The sequence below is a fragment of the Algoriphagus sp. 4150 genome (assembly GCF_031457395.1).
GTDB lineage: Bacteria > Bacteroidota > Bacteroidia > Cytophagales > Cyclobacteriaceae > Algoriphagus.
Window position 1 is genome coordinate 1 of sequence record NZ_JAVDWS010000005.1, and the last position, 24,612, is coordinate 24,612.

A 24,612-nucleotide genomic window follows, 5' to 3' on the forward strand; every position below is an offset into this window, starting at 1 on the left:
GTGAGCCCTGCGGTTACCACTACTTACTACGTGACCGTAACAGGTGACAATGTATGTGAGAATGCATCCGGAGACGGGGCAGAACTGGTAGTGACCGTGGGTCCAAGAGCAACGGCATCCGATATAGACGCAATGGGTGGCACAATCTGCGAGGGCGAGAGCTTCACGCTGTCTGCCACAAGCGGAACTGTAACCAACCCTGTGTTCAGATTCTACAGCGATGCTGCACTGAACAACGAGATCACGGATCTAAACGTGAGCCCTGCGGTTACCACTACTTACTACGTGACCGTAACAGGTGAGGGAGTATGTGAGAACGCGGCAAATGACGGAGCTGAGCTGACTGTGACCGTGGCTCCGAGAGCAACGGCTGCTGATATAGACGCAATCGGCGGAACAATCTGTGAAGGCGACAGCTTTATGCTAAGCGCCACCGCCGCTGGCATCACGGACCCTGTGTTCAGATTCTACAGCGATGCTGCACTGAACAACGAGATCACCGATCTTAATGTGAGCCCGATGGTGACTACCACATATTACGTGACCGTAACAGGTGAGGGAGTATGTGAGAACGCGGCAAATGACGGAGCCGAGCTGACTGTGACCGTGGGTCCAAGAGCAACGGCTTCCGATATAGACGCAATCGGCGGAACAATCTGTGAAGGCGACAGCTTTATGCTAAGCGCCACCGCCGCGGGCATTACTGACCCTGTGTTCAGATTCTACAGCGATGCAGCATTGAGCAACGAGATCACCGATCTTAATGTGAGCCCGATGGTGACTACCACATATTATGTGACCGTAACAGGTGAGGGAGTATGTGAGAACGCGGCAAATGACGGAGCTGAGCTGACTGTGACTGTGGGTCCAAGAGCAACAGCTGCTGATATAGATGCAATCGGCGGAACAATCTGTGAAGGCGACAGCTTTATGCTAAGCGCCACCGCCGCGGGCATTACTGACCCTGTGTTCAGATTCTACAGCGATGCGGCATTGAGCAACGAGATCACCGATCTTAATGTGAGCCCGATGGTGACTACCACATATTATGTGACCGTAACAGGTGAGGGCGTATGTGAGAACGCAGCAAATGACGGAGCTGAGCTGACTGTGACTGTAGGAAGGGAAGCACTATCTTCTGATATCCAGGTAATGAATGTTGTGATTTGTGAAGGTGAAAGCACCGTACTCACAGCTACCAGCAACTCTGTTACCAACCCTGTATTCAGGTTCTACACTGATGAGGCTCTTACTGAGGAAGTAATTGACCTGAATGTGAGTCCGGCTGTTACCACTAGATACTATGTCACCGTAACGGGAGATGAAGTATGTGAAACTACGCCGGAAGAAGCAGCTCACTTGACCGTGACAGTTCGTTCCGCTCCAGCTCCGGTTGTGGCGAATCCTACTCAAACGTTCTGTAGTGATACTGATAATCCTACTGTAGGTTCACTGGAAGCTATGGGTGACAATATTCGCTGGTATGAGTCTGAAGTTGGTGGCTCGCCACTTGCTCCGGCTACATCCTTAGTGGACGGAATGACCTACTATGCATCGCAGGTTGATCCAATAACCTCATGTGAAAGCGTAGATAGAACTCAGGTTACTGTAGCCTTGATTACATGTGATTTGGGTGAAGGTCTTCAAATCACTAAGAATGCCGCGAGTCCGACAGTTCTGCCGGGTGGAGAAATAACTTACACCATCAGTGTGGTCAATACAAGTGCATTTGCAATGAGTAATGTGGTTGTTACCGATGTGTTGGCAAGTGAACTAACGTTCGTATCTGCTACCGGTAATGGTACGTTTGACAACGGCACTGTGACTTGGATGATTGGTAACATTGCAGCGAACGAGGTAATATCTCTGTCTCTCACTGTAAGTGTTCCTACGGATATAGCTGCAGGTACTCTCATTACAAACGTAGCAGTAGTGACCAGTCCTGATGATCCTGATTCTCCTAAGGAATCTGATCCTGAGGTCGTAGAAGTCACGGATCCTGAATCGTTCACTATAGAAAAAGTTTCGAATGTCTCAAAAGCCAAAATAGGAGATGTCATTACTTATACCATTAGAGTTAGCAATGTCTCCGGTATGGTGAAAGAGTCCATAGAAGTTACAGATGTCTTGCCTAGCGGATTGATGTATGTTGATTCAGATCAAGGAGGAATATTTGTAAATGGAGTGGTATCGTGGATTATTCCTTCTCTTGCTCCGGGTCAAAATATTGAACTGACTCTTCGGGCGCAAGTCACTGATGAAGTGGAAGTAGGTGATATTATCTATAACACTGCGGTAGTAGACGTCCCTGGAGATGGAGAGGATCCTAAAGAATCCGATCCGGGAGATGGAGTGGAAGTAATAGATAGCACTACGGATATCAATATTACCAAAACTCAAGATGTTACTTCTGTGACTCCTGGCGGAATGGTTACTTACACGATCCGACTTGATAATCTAGGGGAAAGCATAGCCCGAGGCATCGTAGTGACAGATACACTGCCACAGGGAACTATGTTGGTTGAGACTAACCCAGTGGCTACAGTGAACGGCGATGTTATTACTTGGAATATAGAAAGTCTGGGTATTGGTGAGTCGATTTCACTTGAACTTAAGGTGTTGGTAGTGGCTGAAGAAGGGGCCATCATCAATAAGGTAACTGTGGAAGGAGATAACTTCCCTGATGATAGCGATCAGACAGATCCGATTACCATTGATCCTGCCAACGAAGTCGATTTAATTCTGGATAAGGAAGTGTCTTCAAGTCTAGTTCAGGTAAACTCAATATTTGAGTACAAAATCACACTGACCAACAACTCGGAAAATACAAGCAATGAGGTAGTGGTAACTGACATACTTTCTACTGCAGTGGAATATATTGGTGCTGATGTGTCTTCCGGTTCAGTTTCCTACAGCTTGGAGACGAGAACATTGACCTGGAACATCGCCACCATAGATCCAATGGTAGTAGAGACGATGACTATAAGAGTGAGAGCTGTCTCTGAAGGAACTGTATCCAATACGGCAACCGCAGTTTCGGATGATGAAGAACTGGAACCTTCCGATAACACAGATACTGTCACCCATGAGCAGTTGGTATTTATGATACCGAATGTCTTTACACCAAACGGTGATGGAATCAATGATACGTGGGTGATCAGAGGTCTTCAGGAATTCTTCCCTCAAAATGAACTCTTGGTAGTGAACCGTTGGGGTGTAGAAGTCTATAGGTCAACAAACTATCAGAATGACTGGAATGGTGATAACCTGAATGGAGGTACCTATTTCTACCAATTCCAATTAATAGATAGTCAGGGTGTAAGTCATACTATGACAGGTTATGTAACTATAATTAAGTAAGCAAGATGAAACTATTTAAGATCATTACTTTGCTAACTGGATGCCTGCTTCTTTCCCTTAGCTACAGCTATGGGCAGCAGGTACCCCAGTACAGCCAATACATTTTTAATCCTGTTTTTATAAATCCTGCTTATGCAGGTTATAAACAGCAGCTTTATCTGCAATCTTATTATAGAAAGCAGTGGACTGGGGTGACAGGAAGTCCTGAAACCTTTGCTGTGGCAGGAGATACTTATCTGGAAGAATCTCAACTTGGTGTAGGAGGACAATTCCTTACCGATAAGTTGGGGGCCCAAAGGACAGTTGCTGCCTATGGAAATCTGGCCTACCATCTGAGACTCAGCGATACTAAATTCCTGAGTTTCGGGGTAGGTGCCGGAGTTGTCAATTCCCAGCTGGATGGGTCTATGTTGAACCCTGATATGGGAGATGACCCGTCTATTCCTTTAAGCAGGGAGAGAATCACTTACCCGGACTTGAAGTTGGGATTGTTTCTATACGATGACAATTATTACATTGGTGTAGCTGCTGATCAGGTGCTTTCTTCAATAGTTGACTTTGACAGAGGGGATGTGATGATACAGCCGGATCCGCACGTATACTTGACAGGTGGGTACCATTTTGACCTTAATTACAATCTCTCTCTGGTGCCGTCTATTATGTATATGGATGATTTCAAAGCACCGGCAAGAATGGATCTGAATGCCGCCTTGATCCTAAATGACATGATCTGGCTAGGGGCTGGATACAGATTCGGGATTGATATGCCCGGGAGAGATATACAACCTGGGTTAAAAAAATCTACAGGCCTACTGGGAATGGTACAGGTACAGTTACGTGAAAGTTTACGATTGGGATATGCCTATGACCATACTCTTTCCGGGTTTTCGGTGAATACATTTACCACGCATGATGTTTCGATAGCGTTCTTATTTCCGCCAAAGCGTGTACGATTGGTTTCTCCACGATTCTTTTAAGCAAAATATACCTGATGAAAAGAATAATATATTTATCCTGTTTCCTGATTGTTTGCCTTGTTGCGTGTAAACCTTTAGCTTATAAAAAGTACGTAGAAGGTAAAAAGCAGACCGAAAATCTGAATTACTCCGTTGGGATTGAGAAGTTTTTGGAAAGTTGGAATAAGTCACCCGAGCCTGAGACAGCCCGTGGGTTGGCTCAGGCATATTCAAAGATGAGAAATTTCGAACAGGCGGAAGAATGGTACACCAGACTGGAAAGGGATGGTGAACTGGAGGAAAGTGATCTCAGACCTTACGCTGAGTCTTTGATTGCCAACTCCAAATATTCGGAAGCAACTGCTGTCCTTGCTGAATTGGATTCCACCCATACTAATCCAGAATTGAATTTAATTTGGAAAACTGCACTAGGGGGGAAATCTTTCCTGAATAAATCCTCCGAATCAGCAATTTTACCTGTATCTGAAGCTAATTCACCCTTCTCCGAATTCGGACCGATGATTTCCGATGATACTGTTCTGCATTTTACATCAGATAGATTGCTTCCCAAAAATGTCCGGGTAGATCCCAATAATGCGCTCAAAAGCGATATATATGGTTGGACAGGGAATGGGTTTCTGAAAATGTACGAAGCCGGATGGAATACCAAAGAGAATACCGTCAAGGAAGCTCCTGTGCAAACAGAGATGCTAAATGGGAATTTACATGTTGGGCCTTTATATAAAAAAGGAGAGAATTTGTTTTTGACTTTCACTCAAGTGCAGAAACATAAAAAGTCCGATACCGGATCGAGTAGAGATTATACGCTATTTCCGGAATTGTTTTTTGCTTTGGATACAGGCAATGTCACCTTGGATTCATTTATGCCATTGCCTTTCAATGCTCCGTTTTCCTATTCTGTTTCTGATCCCTTCTATGATTCTTCCAGCTCTAGATTATATTTCTCTTCAGATATGCCGGGAGGCAGTGGACAGGCAGATTTATATTATTCTGAATGGCGTGAAGGAGCTTGGTCTGCCCCTGTTAATCTCGGAGAGGTGATCAATACCACTGGTGATGAAAGAACACCATACATTGATAAGAATGGAATTCTCTACTTCTCAAGCACAGGACATGCCGGCTTAGGAGGCTTGGATATCTTTAGGGTGCATTTTGAGAATGGAAAATACACAGAGCCTGAGAATTTAGGAAGCCCAATTAATTCTAACCGTGATGATTTCGGGCTTTCATTGTTGCCCGGAAGTGATTCTGAGGCCGTGTTTTCTTCCGATAGAAAAGGGGGAAAAGGTCTGGATGATATTTATTTCGCAGATCTTTTTGTACAGAGGGATTTAGTGATCAAAGGAGACGTAATTGATAAGGAAACGGGTGAAAAGCTCGAAGACGGCGTGGTAACGCTATACAATGCTCAAAACCAATTGGTAAATACCTACGTCTCTGAAGCCGATGGGTCTTTCAGATTTAAGGTGAAGTTCGATCAAATAGTCCATCTGGAAGGCAAGAAGACCGGATACCTGACAGGAAATAGTGGGGATATTTTGATCCCTACAGCAGCTCAAATTCAAGATTCAGTGCTGATCCATAATATATATTTGGATAAGATTGCCGTGGGAAAGACATATACCCTAGAGAATATTTACTATGATTTTGACAAATGGAACATCAGAGAGGATGCAAAACCGGAACTGAATAATCTGATTAAGATCCTAAAAGACAATCCTACTATCAAAATCGAATTGTATTCACATACTGATTCCAGAGGTACCAATGCTTATAATCTTAAGCTTTCCGATAGGCGTGCAAAATCTGTTGTAGCTTATCTGATAGAGTCCGGGATAGATCAAAGCAGACTTAAAGCAATAGGATATGGTGAAGAAAAGCTACTTAATTCCTGTTCAGATAATGTGTCATGTACAGAAGTGCAGCATCAGGAGAATAGAAGAACTGAATTTAAAATCACAGAATATTGATTAGGTAGTTCTTTAGTGTAGCGTTTCTTAGAAGCGCAGTCTTAGTTCGTATTGATTGATTAGTGACTCAGTAATAGAAAATGACCATCTAAATTAGACGGTCTTTTTTTTGATTATTAGTTTACGGCAGATAGCAAAATTAAAATCGTTAACAGTGTCAACTAAGTTACTTACACTCTTTTCTTCTTCAGGGAGGGAGGAATCCTGGATAAAAAACGCCAAGAAAGATGAATGCAAATCATCTCTATATGTAATGTGTAAAGTGCCTTCATTCTCTTTAAATTCATTAATGGCATTCATTAAGAACTCTTTAAAAATTTCCTCGAGGGATTCACAGTCTCCATCAATTAATGGGAGCGAGTTGTCCAGATGAATTTGTAAGTTGGGATTTTCTATTATACTGATTAGGTTTGACAGTAGAGCGTAACTATCAATGTGATTTACTCCTTGTCCCATTTTGGGACAGGTTATATGAAAATCATTCGGATATGTCATTTTAATTAATTTTTGAATAGGTACGTAATTAGGGAGATCTAGTACTTATTCCTTATTTTAAATCAGTGATTTTTAAATTGTTAGCTGTTTTGTGTTGAGTGGCTAAAGATTGGGTATTAATGCTATACGAGACGTAACAAAACATGGGTTGCTTTTGTTTTCAATAGCTTTACCTAGTGGTGGGTAAGCTAGGGAATGATCTGGTTTCTAGAGAAAGATTTTACTGACTTTACAAGTTCTGTTCCGAAAATTTATCCCTGTCACTTTATTATTTTTAAAATTGAAAATCAGGTACTTTCAAGCGTATTTATCGATTAGCAGAATCCAATAAATGGGGTATTGCTGCATATTAACTGATTTGAACTGTACAGCGCAATTGCTATCGTGCTGTGAGATAGAGTCTAAGGTGACAGCATGGTTTGACTAAAATGGGCTTATCTCTACACTATGGGTAATAATGTCCCTGTTAAAAATGGGCAGTTATAAAGGGATTTCCCTATTGAATCCATCATTTTTAGAATGGATTTTACCTCCCAGGCTTTATTTTACCTCCCCAAGCGGATCCCGTTTTTTCTACCAATTATACATTTATCCAGTCTTTAATGGGCTAATTTCCGTTTTTGTTCCGTTAGCCCCGATTATAAACCCCAAAATTATACATCATGGATTCTAAGAAAGAATCAGCTTTGTTTCAGCTTATACTTGACCATGTTTTGAAAAGAATTCATCTCACCAAAGATGAACAGGAGTATTTTTGCTCCATGCTTACTACCCGGTCCCTCTTGCCCCGCCAATATCTGGTTCAGCAGGGGGATGTTTGCCATTATGAAAGTTTTGTGTGCAAAGGGTTTTTGCGGTCTTTCTATATGGATGAAAAAGGTAACGATCATACGCTCCATTTTGCGATGGAAGATTGGTGGATTACTGACTCCGGCAGTTTTCAGTTGGGAGTGCCGGCTACCAGAAATATTGTCTCACTTGAACCTTCAGTTTTAATTCAGATAGATAAGTCAAGTCTCGACAGACTTTATCTGGAAATTCCTGCCTTTGAAAGATTTTGGAGAATTCTCCATCAGAATGCCTGTATTGCCCAGGATAACCGGATTCTTAATTCCATATCCATGACTGCTGCAGAACGCTATCATGCCTTAATTCAAAAGTACCCTAATCTTGAACAGCGGCTGCCCCAAAAACATATTGCTTCCTATTTGGGTATTACTCCCGTGTTTCTGAGTAAAATAAGAAAAGCGAATTTCAGCTAATCCGTTAAACTAGTTTAAGCAGTTAAATTAAACTAGTTATAGCAGGCACGGTGCAGATGTTTGGAAATTTGAACTCCAAAACAATTCAACACTATGTCAACAAACAGCTTATTCAATCCGATCAATTTAAGAAATCACCAATTAATTAACCGATTCGTACTAGCTCCTATGACCAGAAGAAGTGCGACTTCTGAAGGCATTGCAACTTCCGAAATGGCAGACTACTACCACTCTTTTGCAAAAGGGGGATTTGGTGTGATTATCACAGAAGGCACCTACACTGATGACCGTTTTAGTCAAGCTGACCTAAATCAACCGGGATTGGTAAATGAAACCCAGGTGGAGGCCTGGGCCACAATCGTAAACAGAGTTCATCAGTTCGATTCATTGATTATTTGCCAATTGATGCATGGCGGTGCTTTGTCCCAATGCAGGGAACAAACGATTGCTCCATCAGCTGTGCTGCCGAAAGGAGTAAGGAATACCGAGGATGGAGGGTTAATTGGACCATTTCCTTTGCCAAAAGAAATGTCTTCTGAAGATTTTTCGGAAGTCTTAAATGGATATGTTCAATCTGCCCGGCTGGCGTATGAAGCAGGATTTGACGGTGTTGAATTGCATGCGGCAAATGGATATTTGTTTGATCAGTTTATCACTCCGCATACGAATTTAAGAACCGATCGGTACGGGGGAAATATGTATAACCGCCTTAGATTTTTGATGGAAGTATTTCAGGGGATAAAAGAGGTTGTCCCCGAAGAGTTTATTGTGGGCATCAGGTTATCAGAAAGTAAGGTAAATGACCTCACCTACAGATGGCCGGGCGGATCTGCTACTGCTATTGAGCTCTTTGATATATTAAAAGAAATAAATGCCGACTATTTGCATATTGCTGCAGAGGGTGGCAATTGGGCTAGGGAATGTCTGTATGAAGATGGGCTTTCTTCCAGTGGTCTGGCAAAAAAAATAACGGGAGTTCCAATTATTTCCAATGGAGGGTTGCATGATATTTCTATTGCTGAAGCATTACTATCTAACCAAGAGGCCGACCTGATTTCCATTGGCCGGGCAGCGATAGCAAATCCGGACTTCCCTCAACGCGTTGCCGCAGGAAATTCAACTGTCCCATTCTTTAAGGAACTGATTAAGCCGAGTTTGACTTTGTCGCATACACGAACCGTGCTTGAAAAGTTCAAATAGAGAGTTTCTAACTGAGGAAAATCAGTGTACAGACTCTCATGATATTGGGATTTGTGATCATACTAACATAGGGCTTGCTGAAAAACCGTTCGCATCGAAAACGGGGTAATCATTCAAAATGACAGCTTTTGATCTATTACCGGCGTTTTTCAGCATGCCCTATTCATTGGATATCCGAGAGCTGCTAGTACAGCATTCTTCACTTCCCCCGTGGAAAATCTGAACCTGAGGTGGGATCAAGCATCAACGGTACCATGGATACTCGATAAAATTAATTATCCCTGTTTAACTCACCCCAGTCGGACATGGTTTCCAACATTGTTTTAAGCGAATTGCCTTTTTCTGTCATCTCGTATTCGACTCTGGGCGGAACCTCGGGAAATACAACACGGCTAATTAACCCATCTTTTTCCAATTCTTTTAATTTAGAGGCCAAGATGCGTTCTGAAATTCCTTTCAATTGGTTTTTTAGTTCCGCAAACCGCATTCTCTCGGTATTTAACAATTGATATAGTATACCCGGTTTCCATCTTCCTCCAATGAGGGCAAGGGTAAAGGCCATTCCGCAGCCTCCGATAATCCTCTCTTGATTCTCATAATTAGTGGAAGTCTTTTTGGGCATGATGTCCTGATTTAAAAGTTAACAACTAACAAATTTGTAAGTACTTGTCCTGCCCAGCCCCTCCCTCTAATTTTGCTTACTCAAACAAATTTAAGTTATGGACAAAAATAGTCAAAGTAAATTGGACCGGGCAAAGCAAATCATCCACTGGGTTTTCATGCCTTATTTTATCTGGCAGTTTGGCTATGCCTCACTTGCAAAAGTATTCCAATATCCCGAGATGATGGGCAGCATGGTGTCTCTCGGTTTTAATCAGGTCTGGACATTAACAATCGGGTATCTGGAATTGATAGGGTGGGTTATGGTGCTGATTGGCTTGTTTAAGCCAAAAATAAGGATCTTGGGAATATTGTTTCTGTTTCCTTTCTCCATAGGTGCATTTACCGCGCATATGGCTCATCAGGAGTATGTATATTTCTATGCTTCATTGATTATGTGTATTTCCTGTGTTGTCCTGCTATGGTCCTCTAAAAATTTCAGTTTAAAGATTGTATGATGTCAATTGGCCATGTTTAAGTGAACATGGCCAAAAGGATTTTTCTTGTAACGTCAGGAAGGGCTGAACATTCCCCAGACGTTCCAGTGGTTGGTTTATATCCAAAGCCATTGATCAATTGCAACATATTTTGTGTCAGCTGCCGGAGATATTCACAACAAGGCGCCTTCTAACGGCAGGCATCAGGCACAGTAGCTCGTTCTTTTTCGCACATTCATTCTCCGGATTTTGAATTTTTATCATTTAATCATGATTTGTATGTATAATGAAATTCATTTTACATACATTTAAGTAATTTAATAGAAAATGAAGGGTACAAACATAGGGGAATTCGAAGAATTGGTATTGCTCACCGTCGCTGCCTTGATGGATGAGGCTTATAGCGTGGCTATTTGCGACGAGCTTTCAGAGCATGCCGGCCGCACAGTGAAATTGGGAGTGGTGCATGCTGTGCTCAATCGACTGGAAGAAAAAGGACATCTGAAAAGCCAGCTCGGCGAAGCAACCAAAACACGCGGAGGAAAACGGAAGAGATTCTATCAACTCACCATTCCGGGAAAAAATGCTTTGGTAAGCGCAAAGGAAATGCGTGACCAGCTTTGGGATAGGATACCGTCGCTAAATTGGAATAAAATTTAGCATGAAAGAGCAAGAAAAGCCCCGGCCACCCTCCTGGGCAGCACGATTGGTAGAGTGGTACTGTAAGCCCGGATCTGTAGAGGATCTTCTCGGGGATCTCAACGAGTATTTTGAGCGGAATTTGGAATCCCTCGGGCCACGCCGGGCAAAACTGATCTACATTATCGATGCCTTTAAATTCTTTAGAAGTTATACAATACGAACACCGGAAATTCTCAATCCGCTTATCAATTGGATTATGATAGGAAGCTATGTCAAAACATCCGGACGCAACCTGCTCCGCAACAAACTTTTCTCATTTATCAATATTGTAGGTTTGGCCATCAGTATGTCAGTGGGTTTACTTTTAATTGCTTTTTTACTGGATCTATATTCCTACGACAAGTTTAATGAGAATGGGGATAGAATCTACCGCATCACCAATATTCAGACTATAGACGGAGAGCAGAGCAGCAAATTCCCCACTACATCCATAAAAACAGGACGGCTTCTGCGTGAGAATGTGGCAGGCATCGGGGAAGTGGCCATTCTTCGGGATGACTTTTCCGGAGATGCACAGGTTGATGGCACTATTCTTCCCATCAAAGGCTTTTGGGCGGAACCCTCCCTGCTTGAAATCTTTACATTTCCTTTGCTGGAAGGCAATTCCAAGACGGCATTGAATGAACCGTACTCAGTAGTACTGACAGAAACTGCTGCTTTCAAACTATTTGGAAAAGAATCGGCTCTTGGAAAAGCTGTCTGGTTCGACTCACTTGATTACCGGGTGACCGGCATCCTAGAGGATATTCCGTTCTTTTCCCATCTCAGTTTCGAAGCTTTGGTTTCCTTTTCTACTTTGAAGCAAAAAAATACTTTTGATCCCGATTTTGAAGAATGGACTAATATGTGGTCGAATTTTGTCTATGTTTTGTTGCCCGAAAATGCAGATAGAGCTTCTGTTCAGACCCAGTTGGACGCTATTGCAAAGAAGGAAAATTTCACAGGAGCTACCAACGGCTCTCAAATCCAATTGGAATTACTCCCTCTGGATGAAATTGTGGTAGGTGAGGATCTTATGGGGTCGGAGGGACTTCACTATGAGGTTCCGCATATTTCGCGCGTAGTTCTCTGGTTCCTGGCCGGACTTGCCCTAGTCGTAATCATCTCTGCCTGCTTCAATTACACCAACCTTTCCATCGCCAGAGCCATGCGGCGCTTTAAAGAAATAGGGCTCCGCAAGGCTATTGGAGCCAATAAGAGTCAGGTTTGGCAGCAGTTTCTGACTGAGGCAATCATGATTTCTTTGACGGCTCTGCTGCTTTCATTTGCGCTTTTCCTGATTTTACGTCCACAGCTGATCAGCTTGGCACCGGATCTCCAGCGTCTTGTGAAACTTGAACTTACTCCTGCAATGGTCATTGCGTTTATCTTCTTTTCGGTCAGCGTTGGAGTGATTGCGGGTTTTATGCCGGCTGTGTTTTTTGCCAAAGTCAATGCAATTGACGCACTTAGAAATGTGTCTTCGGTAAAAGTCTTCAACCGGGTTTCGCTCAGACGTGCTTTGGTAGTGGTACAATACACATTTACCCTGATCTTTATTACTACTACCGCCGTCGGCTATGTGCAGTATAAAAACATTCTTGCATTTGACCTTGGATTTAATACTGAAAACATCCTGAATATCAATATGCAGGGGAACAACCCGGAGGTGCTGCTCAAAGAGCTGAGAGAAATGCCGGAAATCACCGAATTATCCCGCTCAGTGATCGTGACAAGTATTGGGAATGCTTGGGGGGGATTTATGAAATACCAAGATTCCCGTGATTCTGCCTTGATCTTGTCAAACAACATCGATGAAAACTACCTAAAACTACATGGGTATGAGTTGATCGCAGGTGGGAACTTTCAGATGCTTCCTACCTCTCCGGAAGCTGTCAGAGAAGTGATTGTTAACGAGCAGGTTTTGAAAAGATTCAATATCGCGAACAACGATCCCCAGAAGGCTATCGGGGAGGAGATTGCCTTCAGTAATATGAGGTGGCAAGGAAGGAAAATGACTATTGTGGGGGTAATAAAAGACTTTCATTATGGCAAGGTCAACAATCTGGTCCAACCGGTAGCATTTGTGTACTGGACGCCGGGTGACCCGGTTACTGTCAATGCCAAAATCCAAAGCAATGACATGCAGGCGACCATGTCCAAAATCGAAACTGCATGGAATAAAATGGATCCTGTACACCCATTTCAGGCCAAATTCTACGATGAGGCGATAGAAGATGCTTACAGAGAATATTCCGTCATGATCAAGATCATTGGCTTTCTTTCCCTCCTTGCGATTTCCATTGCCTCGATGGGCTTGTTTGGCATGGTAGTATTTACCACAGAGACCAGAATCAAGGAAATCAGTATAAGGAAAGTGATGGGAGCAAGTTCTGAGAACTTAATCTATTTGTTGAGCCGGGATTTTATAGTGCTGTTGTCGGTTTCGGCACTGATTGCATTACCGTTTACTTATGCCTTCTTCGAGAAGTATATACTTATAAATTTCCCTTATCATGAGCCTGTGAAAATCGTTGAGCTATTCATTGGTTATCTGGCAGTATTTGCGATTGCATTCCTGATGATCGGATCGCAAACCACCAAGGCCGCCCGAAGCAATCCGGCTAGTGTACTAAAGAGCGAATAGGGGTAGAGTCGAAGAAACCCATCCGGGATATTCAGGGGTTTGTTCCAGAGATTTAGACAAAAAACCATTTGATAAAACAACCATGTTCAAATAGGATTTTTATTGTACCTGGCTTTTCTTTTAATGGCTTCGCATAAAATATATGACGATTTACAAAGGTTGTCACTTGTTAAAAACTCAATTGAACCTAAGAAGAAAAATATTATTTTAGTCAGTTGGAATACAATTTAATTCAAGTGGTTTTTTATCCAGAAAGGGTAAAGTTGCGAAAGAAATAGAAGAATGGACTACACGTACTGTGTATAAGTCATGGTTTGGTTGGTGCTAGAGTTTCTCTTTTGGATTTTTAGCATTTTCAGTTAAGAAAGGGCATCGGGGGGAGGGTCGTCGGCTGGTTTACCTCTGTACAATTATGCCTTTATTTTTTAACTCTATTTGTAATCAATCTAAATAATAATAACTTCGTGGAATCGTTTACTCCACCCCATTGTTTTACTCCAAGTTAAATATTGATTTTCAGCCCAAACTGGATATAAGGACTCAAAAAGGGTTTGAGCAAGCTTATAATCTATATGCTGAAAAGATGTACGGGATTTGCAGAAGTAAGATCAACAGCAGTGAGGTAGCAGAGGAGATAGTCCATGATATTTTCAGATCACTTTGGGAACGAAGGCATTTAGTTGAGGTAAGTGAAAATATAGAGCATTACCTAACAAAAGCAACCAAGCTGAAAATCATTGATCACTACCGTCAAAAGGCTAGAGATGAAAAGCATTTGGCCTGTGCACTGGAAGAATATTGTGAAGCAGAGAACCGAACCGAGCATGATGTTGAATTAGCAGACCTACAAAGTCAAGTTGATTTTTTAGTGGATAGACTTCCCTGTAAGTGCAGGGACGTATTCAGATTGAGCCGTGAAAAGGGATTGAGCAATCAGGAAATCGCTTCGGCTCTTCTAATCTCAGAAAAGACAGTGGAGTATCACATAGCCAAAGCACTGAAATATCTTAAAGAGCGATTGACAGAATATAAGCTCTGACTCCCGTTTTTGGCATTCTTGCAAGCCGGCGATTTAAAAAACATTATATGATTATCCGCTTTTCTACCAGTAACGGAAGAAAGGTGTCATACTATTCGGAAAAATCAGGTAAGGTCAAGGCTACTTCGGTCTCCCGTCTTCCTGCCAAATAAGCCAAGGCACTAAGGAGCCTGGCCTCATTGTGGATAATCACAAAACATTATTATTTTTCTCCACCTGCCTAGGGTTGTTCCCGACTTATACGATTTAGATAGTAGAACGGACAAACTATCAACCTATGCAAATCACGGAGGAACTACTAAAAAGATACAGTGAGGGACACTGTACCGATGAAGAAGTAGAGGCAGTGGAAGCCTGGCTGCTCAATTCTGACAGTGAGGAAGGAGTTCAATACAGGGAAGAATTTTCCGGAGCCAAATCAAAAATATGGTTGCGTCTTTCTTCACGCTTCCCCCAAAAAGACACCGCTGTCATTCCTCTTTATAAAACAATTGTTCGCTATGCTGCAGTTATCAGCATTCTGATGGCCGTCGGTTTTGTGATCTTGAACGGTCAAGGCATATCAAATCCTTTTGCTGTGCAGAAGTCTATCGCTTACGGGCAGGGTGAGCAAGGTCTTCTTACCCTGAAAGACCACAGTACCATACAGCTCAATTCAGGCTCCCATTTGCAATATTCCTCCGGTATTGGCAGCAAAAACAGGGAAGTCAGTTTATTGGAAGGGGAGGCGTTTTTTCAGATAACACGAGATCCCAAGCATCCCTTTATAGTTCACACAGATGAGGTAGATATCACTGTACTGGGCACGAAATTCAATATTGATAACAATCCCCAAACTCAGGAGATAGTGGTCACGCTCATTGAGGGGGCAATAAAATTTTCTGTGAAAGGGGAGGATCACATCCTGTCTCCGGGACAACAGGTTGTCTACCGTAGAAAAACAGGAGATGTTCAGTTGCTGCATGATGTAAATACAGAGAGGGTCAGTGCTTGGACTAAGGGTATTCTATGGTTTGTCGCTACACCTATGTCTGAGGTGTTTGAATCGCTAGAGCAACGGTATGGCGTTCGGTTCGAGATACAAAGAGACATTGATCTTCCGTTTTCGGCCAAGTTTGAAAAGGAGCCTCTTGATAAAATATTACGCCTGATCGAGGCCAGCACGGATTTGAAGTTCAGAAAAGATAAGGATCACGTTTTTGTCTATTGATCCACCAAAGAAGAAAAACATGCAAAAAGTAAGGGGGCCAACTCAGGGCAAAACCCATTGAATTGAAAAACCGGATGCGCTTCACCACACCCGGCATACACGTTTTAACTAAATCAATTGAGGAACAATTAATAAATCAAAACCTATTGTAAAAATGCAACTATTCTATTCAATTACGAATAAAACAAGATTATTTTATAGTGTTCTCCTCTTACTGTTTGGCCAAACCCTAGCGGTCTATGCCCAGTCTGATATTCAAAAAAAAGTCAGAATTTCGTCTGGCAGAGTGACAATAAAAACTATACTTGATCAGCTCGAAGAGCAAACAGACCTGAGCTTTGTTTACAGTGATACATATACTTCGCTCAATGAACGGATCACATTGGACGAAACCCACACTACAGTAGATCGCCTACTGGCAGATATCACTGCCAAGGCAGCACTGAAATTTACGGTAAGTGGCAGTCAGGTAGCTCTTAAGCAGTTAGGATTTGGTACGGTATCGGGGATAGTCAAAGATGAAAATGGCGTTCCAATAGAATTTGTCAGTGTAAGTCTGAAAGGCGCTACAGTTGGAAATGTAACCGATTCGAATGGAAAATTCGTAATCGACAGAATACCGGAAGGTTACCGGGTTTTTACATTTCAAATGGTAGGCTTCGAGAAAAAAGAGCTTGGGATAGTTGTTCAAAAAGATGAGATCGCCAATGTACCAGAAGTTAGATTAACCGAAGATGTGAAGCAGCTGATGGGTGTGGAAGTATCAGGTGATAGAGAGGCAAATAGTTATGTGATAGTTGAACCCTCCCCGTCTTTGCGTATCCAAACACCCATTATAGAAACGCCACAGAGTATCATTGCCATTGACGGCAAAATAATGGAAGATCAACAGATTTACGTGATTACCGATGTAGCAAGAAATGTAAGCGGGGTCACTACGCTCTTCCCCTATGTTGGTGTTTACACAGATTTCAGTATTCGGGGAAGTAGATCCGGAAACCGGCTTAGAAATGGGATGAGCCCCGGATCGACTACACTGCAAGAGGATATGAGCTATGTGGAGCGAGTAGAGTTTATAAAAGGCCCTGCGGGATTTATGCTGGCACAGGGAGAGCCGGGAGGGATGTATAATGTGGTGACCAAAAAGCCACTGGGTAAAACACATGGGGGAATTACATTTACCACGGGTAGTTATGGCCTTTTCAGAAACGCGATAGATGTAGGCAGTACTTTGGGAAAAGAGAAAAAACTAAGTTACAGACTGAATATAATGGGACAGAAATCCGGAAGCCATTGGGACTACGGTATCAATGACCGCTTTTCGATCGCGCCTGTGATCCGTTATGATTTTGATGAAAAAACATCCTTGACTTTAGAGTATAATTATGACCATGCGGTAGTCAATGGTTCATTTAACAGTTTACCTACCAAAAATGGGAAGTTTCTAAGAAGAAGTTTTATGCTCGAAGATCCTTTACAGGATCCGTACAAGTTTAATTCAAATTTCGGATTTGCAAATTTAAGGCATCAACTGTCTGATAATTGGATTATTACAGCTCAGATAGGTACATCATTTTACAATAGGGAGGGGACTGTGATGTTTTCGACCCATACACCTGGGATAGATGATAATGGAATGCTAAACAGAAATTACCGTTATCAGGCAGGGCTTGATAAATCAACTACAGGACAGCTTTTTTTTAACGGTGATGTAACTACGGGCACTGTTAAACACAAATTGCTTATTGGTTTTGACGGGGGAGATGTCTCAACCAAAATCAAATACGGTCAAGCAAGCAACGTACTGCCCATTGACGTGAACAATCCAAGCTATGGACTATCTATAGGCATTGATACTCTATTGAATGAAGAGGCTTTTCTATATTACAATCCATCCAGAACTTCCTGGCAAGGGTTTACTTTCCAAGACGATATCAAATTCACCGATTGGTTGCAACTCACACTAGGAGGGAGATATACCTACTTTCAGACCGGGAGAACCGCAGGAATATTAGAAGATAATGCCTTCACTCCAAGGGTAGGTTTATTGGTTCAGCCGGTTAAAAACACTTCGGTATATTTTCTATACGACCAGTCTTTCATAGCTCAGACGGGCACTGATTTCAACAATAACAGATTTGAACCTTTAAGAGGCAACAACCTGGAGTTTGGTGCCAAAAGGGAGTGGTTCGACAAGAAACTATTTACCCAGATAGCTGTATTTGATATTACCAAAAACAATGCGCTGACCGGTGATCCCGACAATCCCAATTTCCTAATCCAACGTGGTCAAATAAAAAGTAAGGGAGTGGAACTGGATGTATTGGGCTCCATAAGCGACCATCTGGATATAGTGGCCAACTATGCCTATATAGACGCCAGAATTACTAGAGATACTGACGAAAATATAGTCGGAACACGAGAGCAGGGGGCTTTGCATACTATAAATCTGTGGGCCAAATACAATGTCGCAAATGGCTTGTTAAATGGATTGGGATTTGGTGTAGGAGGATCATACCATAAGGATCGCTATGTGTTTACCCAAAAAGTAAATCCCACAGATCCACAAGGCAAACTGGATGATTTTAAAAGCCTGAATGCGGCTCTTTATTACAAAGTAAAGAAACTAAGTTTTGCACTTAATGCGGACAACATCACAGATGAATTCAACTATATAGGAACAGTCCGTCACAACTCAGGCATAAGCGGTAGGGATACAGAGTATACTTATATCAGCATGCCGGGAGCAAATTGGAGATTATCTGTCAATTATAAATTTTAACTGTCATCTCCAAAGGCACTTCCACTGACAGGCGGAAGTGCCTTTGATTTTAATTAGGAACGATTATACTCCTCATTAGTAAGAAATAATGTTTAAAAAATATTTGCGGATAGCACACCTTTGGCTGGGCTTGGCTTCAGGACTTGTTGTTTTTATATTGGGAGTTACTGGTTGTCTATATGTTTTTGAGGAAGAGCTAAGGCCGATTATATATGCTGATCATTATCGTGTACAGGAAACAAAGAAAGAGCCCCTTCTTGTAAGTGATTTGTTGAAAACCGCAGAAAGCGCCCTTGGAAACAAGGCTCCTGTTAGTAGTATCGTTGTTTATAACTCCAAAGACCGTTCTTATATGTTTCGGTCCTTTGCAGACAAGCCCGTGGAAAATAAACTATGGTACTGGGAAGGGATAGAGGATCGTCAGGATGCTTTTGTCGATCCATATACAGGAGAAGTGCTCAAAATAAAGAATAGTGAATTTGAGTTTTTTCGGGTAGTGATGTGGTTTCATTGGAGCTTGCTATTGAAGACCGAGATCGGACAGCCTATTGTAGGAATTGCTACAATTGTTTTTGTTATTTCCCTGATTACCGGTCTTGTGCTTTGGTGGCCTAAAAACAAGAGTGCCGCCAAACAACGTTTTTGGTTTCGATGGAAAGCCGGTACCAAATGGAAACGCAAAAACTATGATTTGCACAATATCCTTGGATATTATATGATGGTTTTTGCCTTGATTATTTCACTTACAGGCCTTGTATGGGCATTTGATTGGTTCGAAAATAGTGTTTCATGGATAGCAAATGGTGGAAGAACCATTGAATCCGTGGAAGAAATCATCAGCTCAGATACTGCCAATTTCACCTCCAACAGACCTGTTGATCTAGTGTTTGAACAAACCCAAAAGCTTTACCCAAATGCGGTTAGGTATTTGATTTCTCTTCCAAAGGATTCTCTTTCAGCACAAGCGGTACATATTAAGTTTAGCTCCCGCTTTGATGATACCACAATTTATTTTGACCGGTACACAGGGGAACAACTAAAAACCATTGGGTGGAATGATAAAAATAATGGTGAGAAAATGAATTTTCTGAATTACGATATTCATTTGGGTAGTATATTGGGTTTTCCCGGCAAAGTACTGGCATTTTTAGCCAGCTTGGTTTCTGCCAGTTTGCCGGTGACAGGTTTCCTTATTTGGTGGGGTAGAAAAAAGAAGGTGAAGAAATAACAGTGCTTAAACCCGAATTAGGCATTAGAAAATCTACTACCACTTCAAATTACGAAAAAATCAGTCACTTTGAGGTCCAATATAAAACCCCTGTTTTCGGGGATTACACGATGCCTGTAGTCTAACTATTTTTACATTCAAATTATAAACACATGAAATCGAGCATGTCGAAGACGACACACAACTTGTCCCGAACTTGCTTCGGGAGAGGGATGATTGTTCACCGAGCGAGATTCTCCCGAATCAAGTTCGGGACAGGCTATCTGACCTCTTAAAACAAATTATAAACAGATGAAATTCCCATGACCCGTACCTACGGGAACAAACAGGGGGATGATTATATCCAGTCATACACCGCATCAGCAGATTTGCTTGTTGTTATGGCGCGTTGGGGTGACGCAGCACGAGGGTGCGGCTGGTCTGAGGGTGCGGACAAGCTGTTAAAAATTCTTTCGGTGAAAGAATTTAGGCTTGGGCCAGCGTGCAGGGGAGGATGCGTCTTGGCCTTTTGCCTGCCCGACGCGGCGGGGTTCTTTTGGGCCAAGCCAAAAGAACAAAGAAATCTAGCCTACTTGTGGCCAGACAGGCTTGACTCAAGCGTCATCCATTTAAACTCACTCTACTATTTCTCTAAAAGAAAAAACTTAATTCATAAACACATGAAAATCACCTTGTTTTATTTGACAATGCTTTTCACAAGTCTTTCTGCCATTGCTCAGGAAACACATCAGTTAAAGCATAAATTGGAATATGAAATGGATAGTAGTGGAGAGACTCCATTCAAAATCCTTCATTACATTCCTGAAAAAAGCAGTCATACCGATTTTTCCCTGATTAGTACTCCTCCTTCCGGGGGCTTTACCATTATCAAAGGGAGTCAGGCCATCAATGTAGGCATGGCAGACTTAGAGTACAATTTTGTCATCAGTGATACATATTGGGGATCTGCCGCAAACAAGATATACGAGCAGGAGGTTACCCTAGAGCCCTCTATCAACAGCACTCAAGAAACCATTCTCGGTTATACAGGCCGTTACTTTACAGTGGTTATTGACAATAAAGAGAGCTTGGAGCTGTGCATTGCAGAAGATCATCCTGTGGATAATCTCAGCTTTGTGTTTTCCAATCAACAAGGCTCAAATGTCAGAGGGCTTATTCTGGCAGCAGCAGGCCCGGCAAGCGCTGAGACCGGTTTTACCGTTGAAAAAATCGTGTTGAAACAGATAACACCGGTGGATCACACTATTCGGATAGATCTGGAAAAGCAACTGGCTAGCTATCAGGCAAAACGGGACTCACTTGATGCTGTTTATGAAAGAGAACAAGCTGTATATGACAGCCTGTATGCCGCAGAGTATTCAGCAATAGAAGATGCTGCAGATGCTGCATATGCTGCCGCTGATGCCTGGGATGGCACATCGAAAAACGATGTTTACCCCTATGTGTCGGAGTACAAAGCACTTTCTGAGGGTAATGCGTTGGCCATCGAATCAGGGGAGTGCTACATGGATAAAGAATCCCCATTATGGAAAGGCATTCCGGCCTATTGTCAGCAACTGGACACTATTCTTCCGGATTTTAAGAATGCAGAACTCCGGGCACACGCAAGAAACTATGCAGGGCAGCTGTGTGATATGTACCTTTATGAACTATCAGAATATGATGTTTTATTTAAAGCTACTTTAGATGAAATACGAAAAGAAGTATTGTATTTCAACAACATAAAGGATGAACTAAGCAAAGGGGACAAAAAGTTGCTGGATGAATTTTTAAATGGTTTGGATTGATGTACGAAACCGCCTTAGTGTGTCTCATATCTCTAAAATGAGGGGTCACATCGCATTATCAAACGGACAGGTTTTTCTAAAAACCCCTGTTTTAAGGGGTTACTAGTATAGCCCAAACGCTGTACTTTTGAAGCGCATAGCATTAAAATATTTTTTATGGCTGATCCAAATCGTTTGAAAGTTTTTATCACATTACTTCTGCCTTTTCTCTTGTTGTCACTAGCTGCCTGTGCCCGGCAGCAGGAAGAGGTAAGTGGTATCTCAACCTTTGTACATGGTTTTGCCCGGGTAGAAAAGGATGGGCAAAGTTTTTATATCGATACCACAGGAAACTATGCCTTTGATTATATATATTCATTGAATGACCATACTTATGAATTTGGTAACAGGTATACTATTGAGCAATATGAATGGGAACTAAAATTTGGAGACGACAAAACTCCAAAGACACTCTTTAGTGTATTTAGGGAAAAAGATAATAAATGGGGGATACTGGCACCGGATGGTAGTTGGATACTCAAGCCTGAGTATAATTATGATGATCAGGCTTTTGAGGCCTATAGAGCCGTTCCCGTAAAAGGAGAAACTTCCCCTCCGCCAAAACCTCCCCAATTTTCCCAATTTGAAGACTACGGCATTTTAGACGGTGTACATCTTGATGTAAAAAAAGGCGATAAATGGGGCATTTATAACAGGGAAACCAAAGAGATAGTCATTCCGATGGAGTATGATGAGTTTGATTACTGTGGCGGTTGTGGCAGAAAATCAGACTATGTCTATGCCAAAAAAAACGGAAAATGGGGCATTGTTTCTTTTGACAACAAAGTGCTGGTGCCTTTTGAATACGACCATCACCACTGGGGGATGCGCAGTGATGAATGGGTGCAGTCTTTCCAAAAAAACGGCGGAAGGTTGATTGTAAATATTCCCACCAAAAAAGAATATGTTGAAGATGAATACGGGCATTTTGAACTACTCAATAATGGGGCGCTAAGTTTGAAGAAGAATGGCAAATACGGCTTGGTAAATGCCAATGGGGAGGAGATTTTACCGTTTGAATATGACGACATTGGAAACTCCGGTACCAGAAAGGGAAGTTTCGGAATGTATGGTTCTACCGAATATTACGGCTCTTGGATAACCGTCGTTAAAAACGGAAAAGGAGGTTTGCTGGATATTTCGGGGTATTGGGTGCTGCCTTTGCAGTTTGATGTGCGTCCTTATTACACCTTTCAAATACACGGCAATTATATTATTGCTTCCGAAAATCAAAAATTTAATGTCTATGACGAGGAAGGCAACAAGCTTTTTATAGAAAGTTATGATGCCATCGATCCCTCTTATGAATATGACCAAGAAGGCAATGAGTTGTTGTTTTTTGTGACCAAAAAAGGCGATTTGCACGGCTTTTACAATACCAAAAGCAAAGTGATGGTGCCACCTGCTTTTCACGATTTGTATTTTATAGATAAGTCCAATTATATCAAAGACAATAAGCTAATCCATAATGGCTTGATCGAAGCTCAATTGGACGATAAAAAAGGACTGTATGATTTTGATGGAAAGGAAGTGCTGCCTGTTCAATACACAGCCTGGAGATTTTTTGACAGTGAAAACTTCCCGAATCTAGTAGAAATAGAACAAGACGAAAAAGTGGGATTGTATGATTTTCATTTGGAAAAAGAAATACTACGGCCCACTTACGGAAATCTTTATCATTTTGACAAAGATAATCACCCTAATTTATTGAGAGTGAGTAATAACGGAAAGAATGGGCTGTTTGATTTGGCAGATGGAAAAGAAGTGATTGCACCGGAATACGAATATTTTCGGGAGTTTTCTGCCCAAAAATGGGTGCTTGTAGAAGAAGCTTCCTTAAAAGGAGTCATTGATTTTAGTGGAAAAATCGTTGTACCGGCACTATTCAGAAAGATCTCCTTTTTAAGTGATGAGATTTGGTTGCTTCAAGACAACGATGAAAAATATGCTGTTTATGAATCCAAGACCCAACGTATTAAAACCATTGACTACCCCTTCGTTTGGGAATCTGACGACCCGAGGGCTTTGTTGGTCAGCGAAGACAGCCTTACTGTACAGATTTACCAAACCGAAAAGCACCAAGTATTGCCACAAAAATATACAAAAGCCGATGTCTATGGATATGACCCCATAGATTTTGAGTATCCAATACTACATTCATTTTTCAATGGTTTGGCACGGGTAGACAAGAAAATAGGCGAAAAGGCGAAAATCGGTTTTATCAATTCTGACGGGGAAGCAATTATTCCCTTTGAATATGACATTGCTTCATTCGGAGTTAAGAACGGCTTTGTGGTAGTAGGCAAGGAAAACAAGGACTATGGTTTCTACAGCTCATACAATTATGGCTATGCGGACAGTACTGGCCACATCGCGGTGCCTCTTACGTATGACTACCACAACAGTATCACTGAATATATTAATGAGGAACATCTGCTGTTAATTAGCCTGGACCAAACCACAAACCAGTACAAAATTGGCCTGGCAAATCATCAAGGAAACATCCTCATCAAGCCCGAATACAATAATGTGTATCCTTTTGAAAACGGGAACGGAATTTTGCTGGCCAATGGTAAAGACTATTATTCTGGAGGAAGTTATTACGTGAGCAATGAAGACAAAGAAGTTGTCTATGGCTTGGCAGATCCTAATGGCAAGATAGTCGTCCCAATGGAGTTGGAAGAAATCAAAACCGATTGGCCACTGTATTTTGAAGATTTCAAAGTGGCTTTAACATTCCCATTGCTGGCAAAACACAAAGGTAAATGGAAATACTATAATCGCGACGGTAAGGTGTTTCCTTATAGGGCCGATGAGGTAATTGAATTTAGGAAATAA

16 protein-coding genes are annotated in these 24,612 nt (G+C 42.0%); 14 read left to right on the plus strand and 2 right to left on the minus strand.

What is annotated here, in order from left to right; translation table 11 throughout:
- The 3 genes from J2X69_RS08930 to J2X69_RS08940 form a co-directional block, all read left to right on the plus strand.
- On the plus strand, positions 1–3,360 hold a 3,360-nt coding region (locus tag J2X69_RS08930), incomplete at its 5' end, for a gliding motility-associated C-terminal domain-containing protein (protein WP_310101774.1).
- A gap of 5 nt (positions 3,361–3,365) precedes the next feature.
- Positions 3,366–4,337 (plus strand): type IX secretion system membrane protein PorP/SprF, encoded by a 972-nt coding sequence (locus J2X69_RS08935; protein WP_310101777.1) that lies wholly within the window; start codon positions 3,366–3,368, stop codon positions 4,335–4,337.
- 14 nt (positions 4,338–4,351) lie between these two features.
- Positions 4,352–6,307 (plus strand): OmpA family protein, encoded by a 1,956-nt coding sequence (locus tag J2X69_RS08940; protein ID WP_310101780.1) that lies wholly within the window; start codon positions 4,352–4,354, stop codon positions 6,305–6,307.
- 93 nt (positions 6,308–6,400) lie between these two features.
- On the opposite strand, the gene J2X69_RS08945 is transcribed toward J2X69_RS08940, so the two are convergent.
- Positions 6,401–6,763 (minus strand): hypothetical protein, encoded by a 363-nt coding sequence (locus J2X69_RS08945; RefSeq protein WP_310101783.1) that lies wholly within the window; start codon positions 6,761–6,763, stop codon positions 6,401–6,403.
- A gap of 701 nt (positions 6,764–7,464) precedes the next feature.
- On the opposite strand from J2X69_RS08945, the gene J2X69_RS08950 reads away from it, so the two are divergent.
- Positions 7,465–8,064, plus strand: a complete 600-nt coding sequence (locus tag J2X69_RS08950; protein ID WP_310101787.1) for a Crp/Fnr family transcriptional regulator — start codon at positions 7,465–7,467, stop codon at positions 8,062–8,064.
- A gap of 93 nt (positions 8,065–8,157) precedes the next feature.
- Positions 8,158–9,264 (plus strand): NADH:flavin oxidoreductase, encoded by a 1,107-nt coding sequence (locus J2X69_RS08955; RefSeq protein ID WP_310101790.1) that lies wholly within the window; start codon positions 8,158–8,160, stop codon positions 9,262–9,264.
- Between the two features lie 271 nt (positions 9,265–9,535).
- Here J2X69_RS08955 and J2X69_RS08960 read toward each other — a convergent pair whose 3' ends face one another.
- On the minus strand, positions 9,536–9,886 hold the full coding sequence (locus J2X69_RS08960) for a helix-turn-helix domain-containing protein (protein WP_310101792.1): 351 nt from the start codon (positions 9,884–9,886) through the stop codon (positions 9,536–9,538).
- A gap of 97 nt (positions 9,887–9,983) precedes the next feature.
- On the opposite strand from J2X69_RS08960, the gene J2X69_RS08965 reads away from it, so the two are divergent.
- The 9 genes from J2X69_RS08965 (at position 9,984) to J2X69_RS09005 (ending at position 24,612) form a co-directional block, all read left to right on the plus strand.
- Complete coding sequence (locus tag J2X69_RS08965; RefSeq protein WP_310101795.1) at positions 9,984–10,382, plus strand: DoxX family protein; 399 nt, start codon at positions 9,984–9,986, stop codon at positions 10,380–10,382.
- A gap of 306 nt (positions 10,383–10,688) precedes the next feature.
- A complete protein-coding gene (locus J2X69_RS08970; protein ID WP_310101797.1) occupies positions 10,689–11,021 on the plus strand; it encodes a helix-turn-helix transcriptional regulator in 333 nt (110 codons plus the stop codon).
- A gap of 1 nt (position 11,022) precedes the next feature.
- A complete protein-coding gene (locus J2X69_RS08975) occupies positions 11,023–13,689 on the plus strand; it encodes an ABC transporter permease (protein WP_310101800.1) in 2,667 nt (888 codons plus the stop codon).
- Positions 13,690–14,176: 487 nt separating this feature from the next.
- A complete protein-coding gene (locus J2X69_RS08980; protein ID WP_310101802.1) occupies positions 14,177–14,728 on the plus strand; it encodes an RNA polymerase sigma-70 factor in 552 nt (183 codons plus the stop codon).
- 277 nt (positions 14,729–15,005) lie between these two features.
- A complete protein-coding gene (locus J2X69_RS08985) occupies positions 15,006–15,938 on the plus strand; it encodes a FecR domain-containing protein (RefSeq protein WP_310101805.1) in 933 nt (310 codons plus the stop codon).
- Positions 15,939–16,092: 154 nt separating this feature from the next.
- Positions 16,093–18,720: a TonB-dependent receptor gene (locus J2X69_RS08990; RefSeq protein ID WP_310101809.1), complete on the plus strand. Its 2,628-nt coding sequence runs from the start codon at positions 16,093–16,095 to the stop codon at positions 18,718–18,720.
- A gap of 88 nt (positions 18,721–18,808) precedes the next feature.
- On the plus strand, positions 18,809–19,948 hold the full coding sequence (locus J2X69_RS08995) for a PepSY-associated TM helix domain-containing protein (RefSeq protein WP_310101811.1): 1,140 nt from the start codon (positions 18,809–18,811) through the stop codon (positions 19,946–19,948).
- A gap of 659 nt (positions 19,949–20,607) precedes the next feature.
- The gene (locus tag J2X69_RS09000) at positions 20,608–21,735 is read left to right on the plus strand and encodes a hypothetical protein (RefSeq protein WP_310101814.1); all 1,128 of its coding nucleotides are present in this window, start codon (positions 20,608–20,610) and stop codon (positions 21,733–21,735) included.
- A 156-nt stretch (positions 21,736–21,891) separates the two neighbouring features.
- Positions 21,892–24,612 carry a WG repeat-containing protein gene (locus J2X69_RS09005; protein WP_310101817.1) on the plus strand — a complete coding sequence of 907 codons (2,721 nt, stop codon included), beginning with the start codon at positions 21,892–21,894 and terminating at the stop codon, positions 24,610–24,612.

Coding starts and splice junctions, on each gene's coding strand:
- J2X69_RS08935 (WP_310101777.1), top strand. CDS start 3,366: ATGAAACTATTTAAGATCATTACTTTGCTAACTGGATGCCTGCTTCTT.
- J2X69_RS08940 (WP_310101780.1), top strand. CDS start 4,352: ATGAAAAGAATAATATATTTATCCTGTTTCCTGATTGTTTGCCTTGTT.
- J2X69_RS08945 (WP_310101783.1), bottom strand. CDS start 6,763: ATGGGACAAGGAGTAAATCACATTGATAGTTACGCTCTACTGTCAAAC.
- J2X69_RS08950 (WP_310101787.1), top strand. CDS start 7,465: ATGGATTCTAAGAAAGAATCAGCTTTGTTTCAGCTTATACTTGACCAT.
- J2X69_RS08955 (WP_310101790.1), top strand. CDS start 8,158: ATGTCAACAAACAGCTTATTCAATCCGATCAATTTAAGAAATCACCAA.
- J2X69_RS08960 (WP_310101792.1), bottom strand. CDS start 9,886: ATGCCCAAAAAGACTTCCACTAATTATGAGAATCAAGAGAGGATTATC.
- J2X69_RS08965 (WP_310101795.1), top strand. CDS start 9,984: ATGGACAAAAATAGTCAAAGTAAATTGGACCGGGCAAAGCAAATCATC.
- J2X69_RS08970 (WP_310101797.1), top strand. CDS start 10,689: ATGAAGGGTACAAACATAGGGGAATTCGAAGAATTGGTATTGCTCACC.
- J2X69_RS08975 (WP_310101800.1), top strand. CDS start 11,023: ATGAAAGAGCAAGAAAAGCCCCGGCCACCCTCCTGGGCAGCACGATTG.
- J2X69_RS08985 (WP_310101805.1), top strand. CDS start 15,006: ATGCAAATCACGGAGGAACTACTAAAAAGATACAGTGAGGGACACTGT.
- J2X69_RS08990 (WP_310101809.1), top strand. CDS start 16,093: ATGCAACTATTCTATTCAATTACGAATAAAACAAGATTATTTTATAGT.
- J2X69_RS08995 (WP_310101811.1), top strand. CDS start 18,809: ATGTTTAAAAAATATTTGCGGATAGCACACCTTTGGCTGGGCTTGGCT.
- J2X69_RS09000 (WP_310101814.1), top strand. CDS start 20,608: ATGAAAATCACCTTGTTTTATTTGACAATGCTTTTCACAAGTCTTTCT.
- J2X69_RS09005 (WP_310101817.1), top strand. CDS start 21,892: ATGGCTGATCCAAATCGTTTGAAAGTTTTTATCACATTACTTCTGCCT.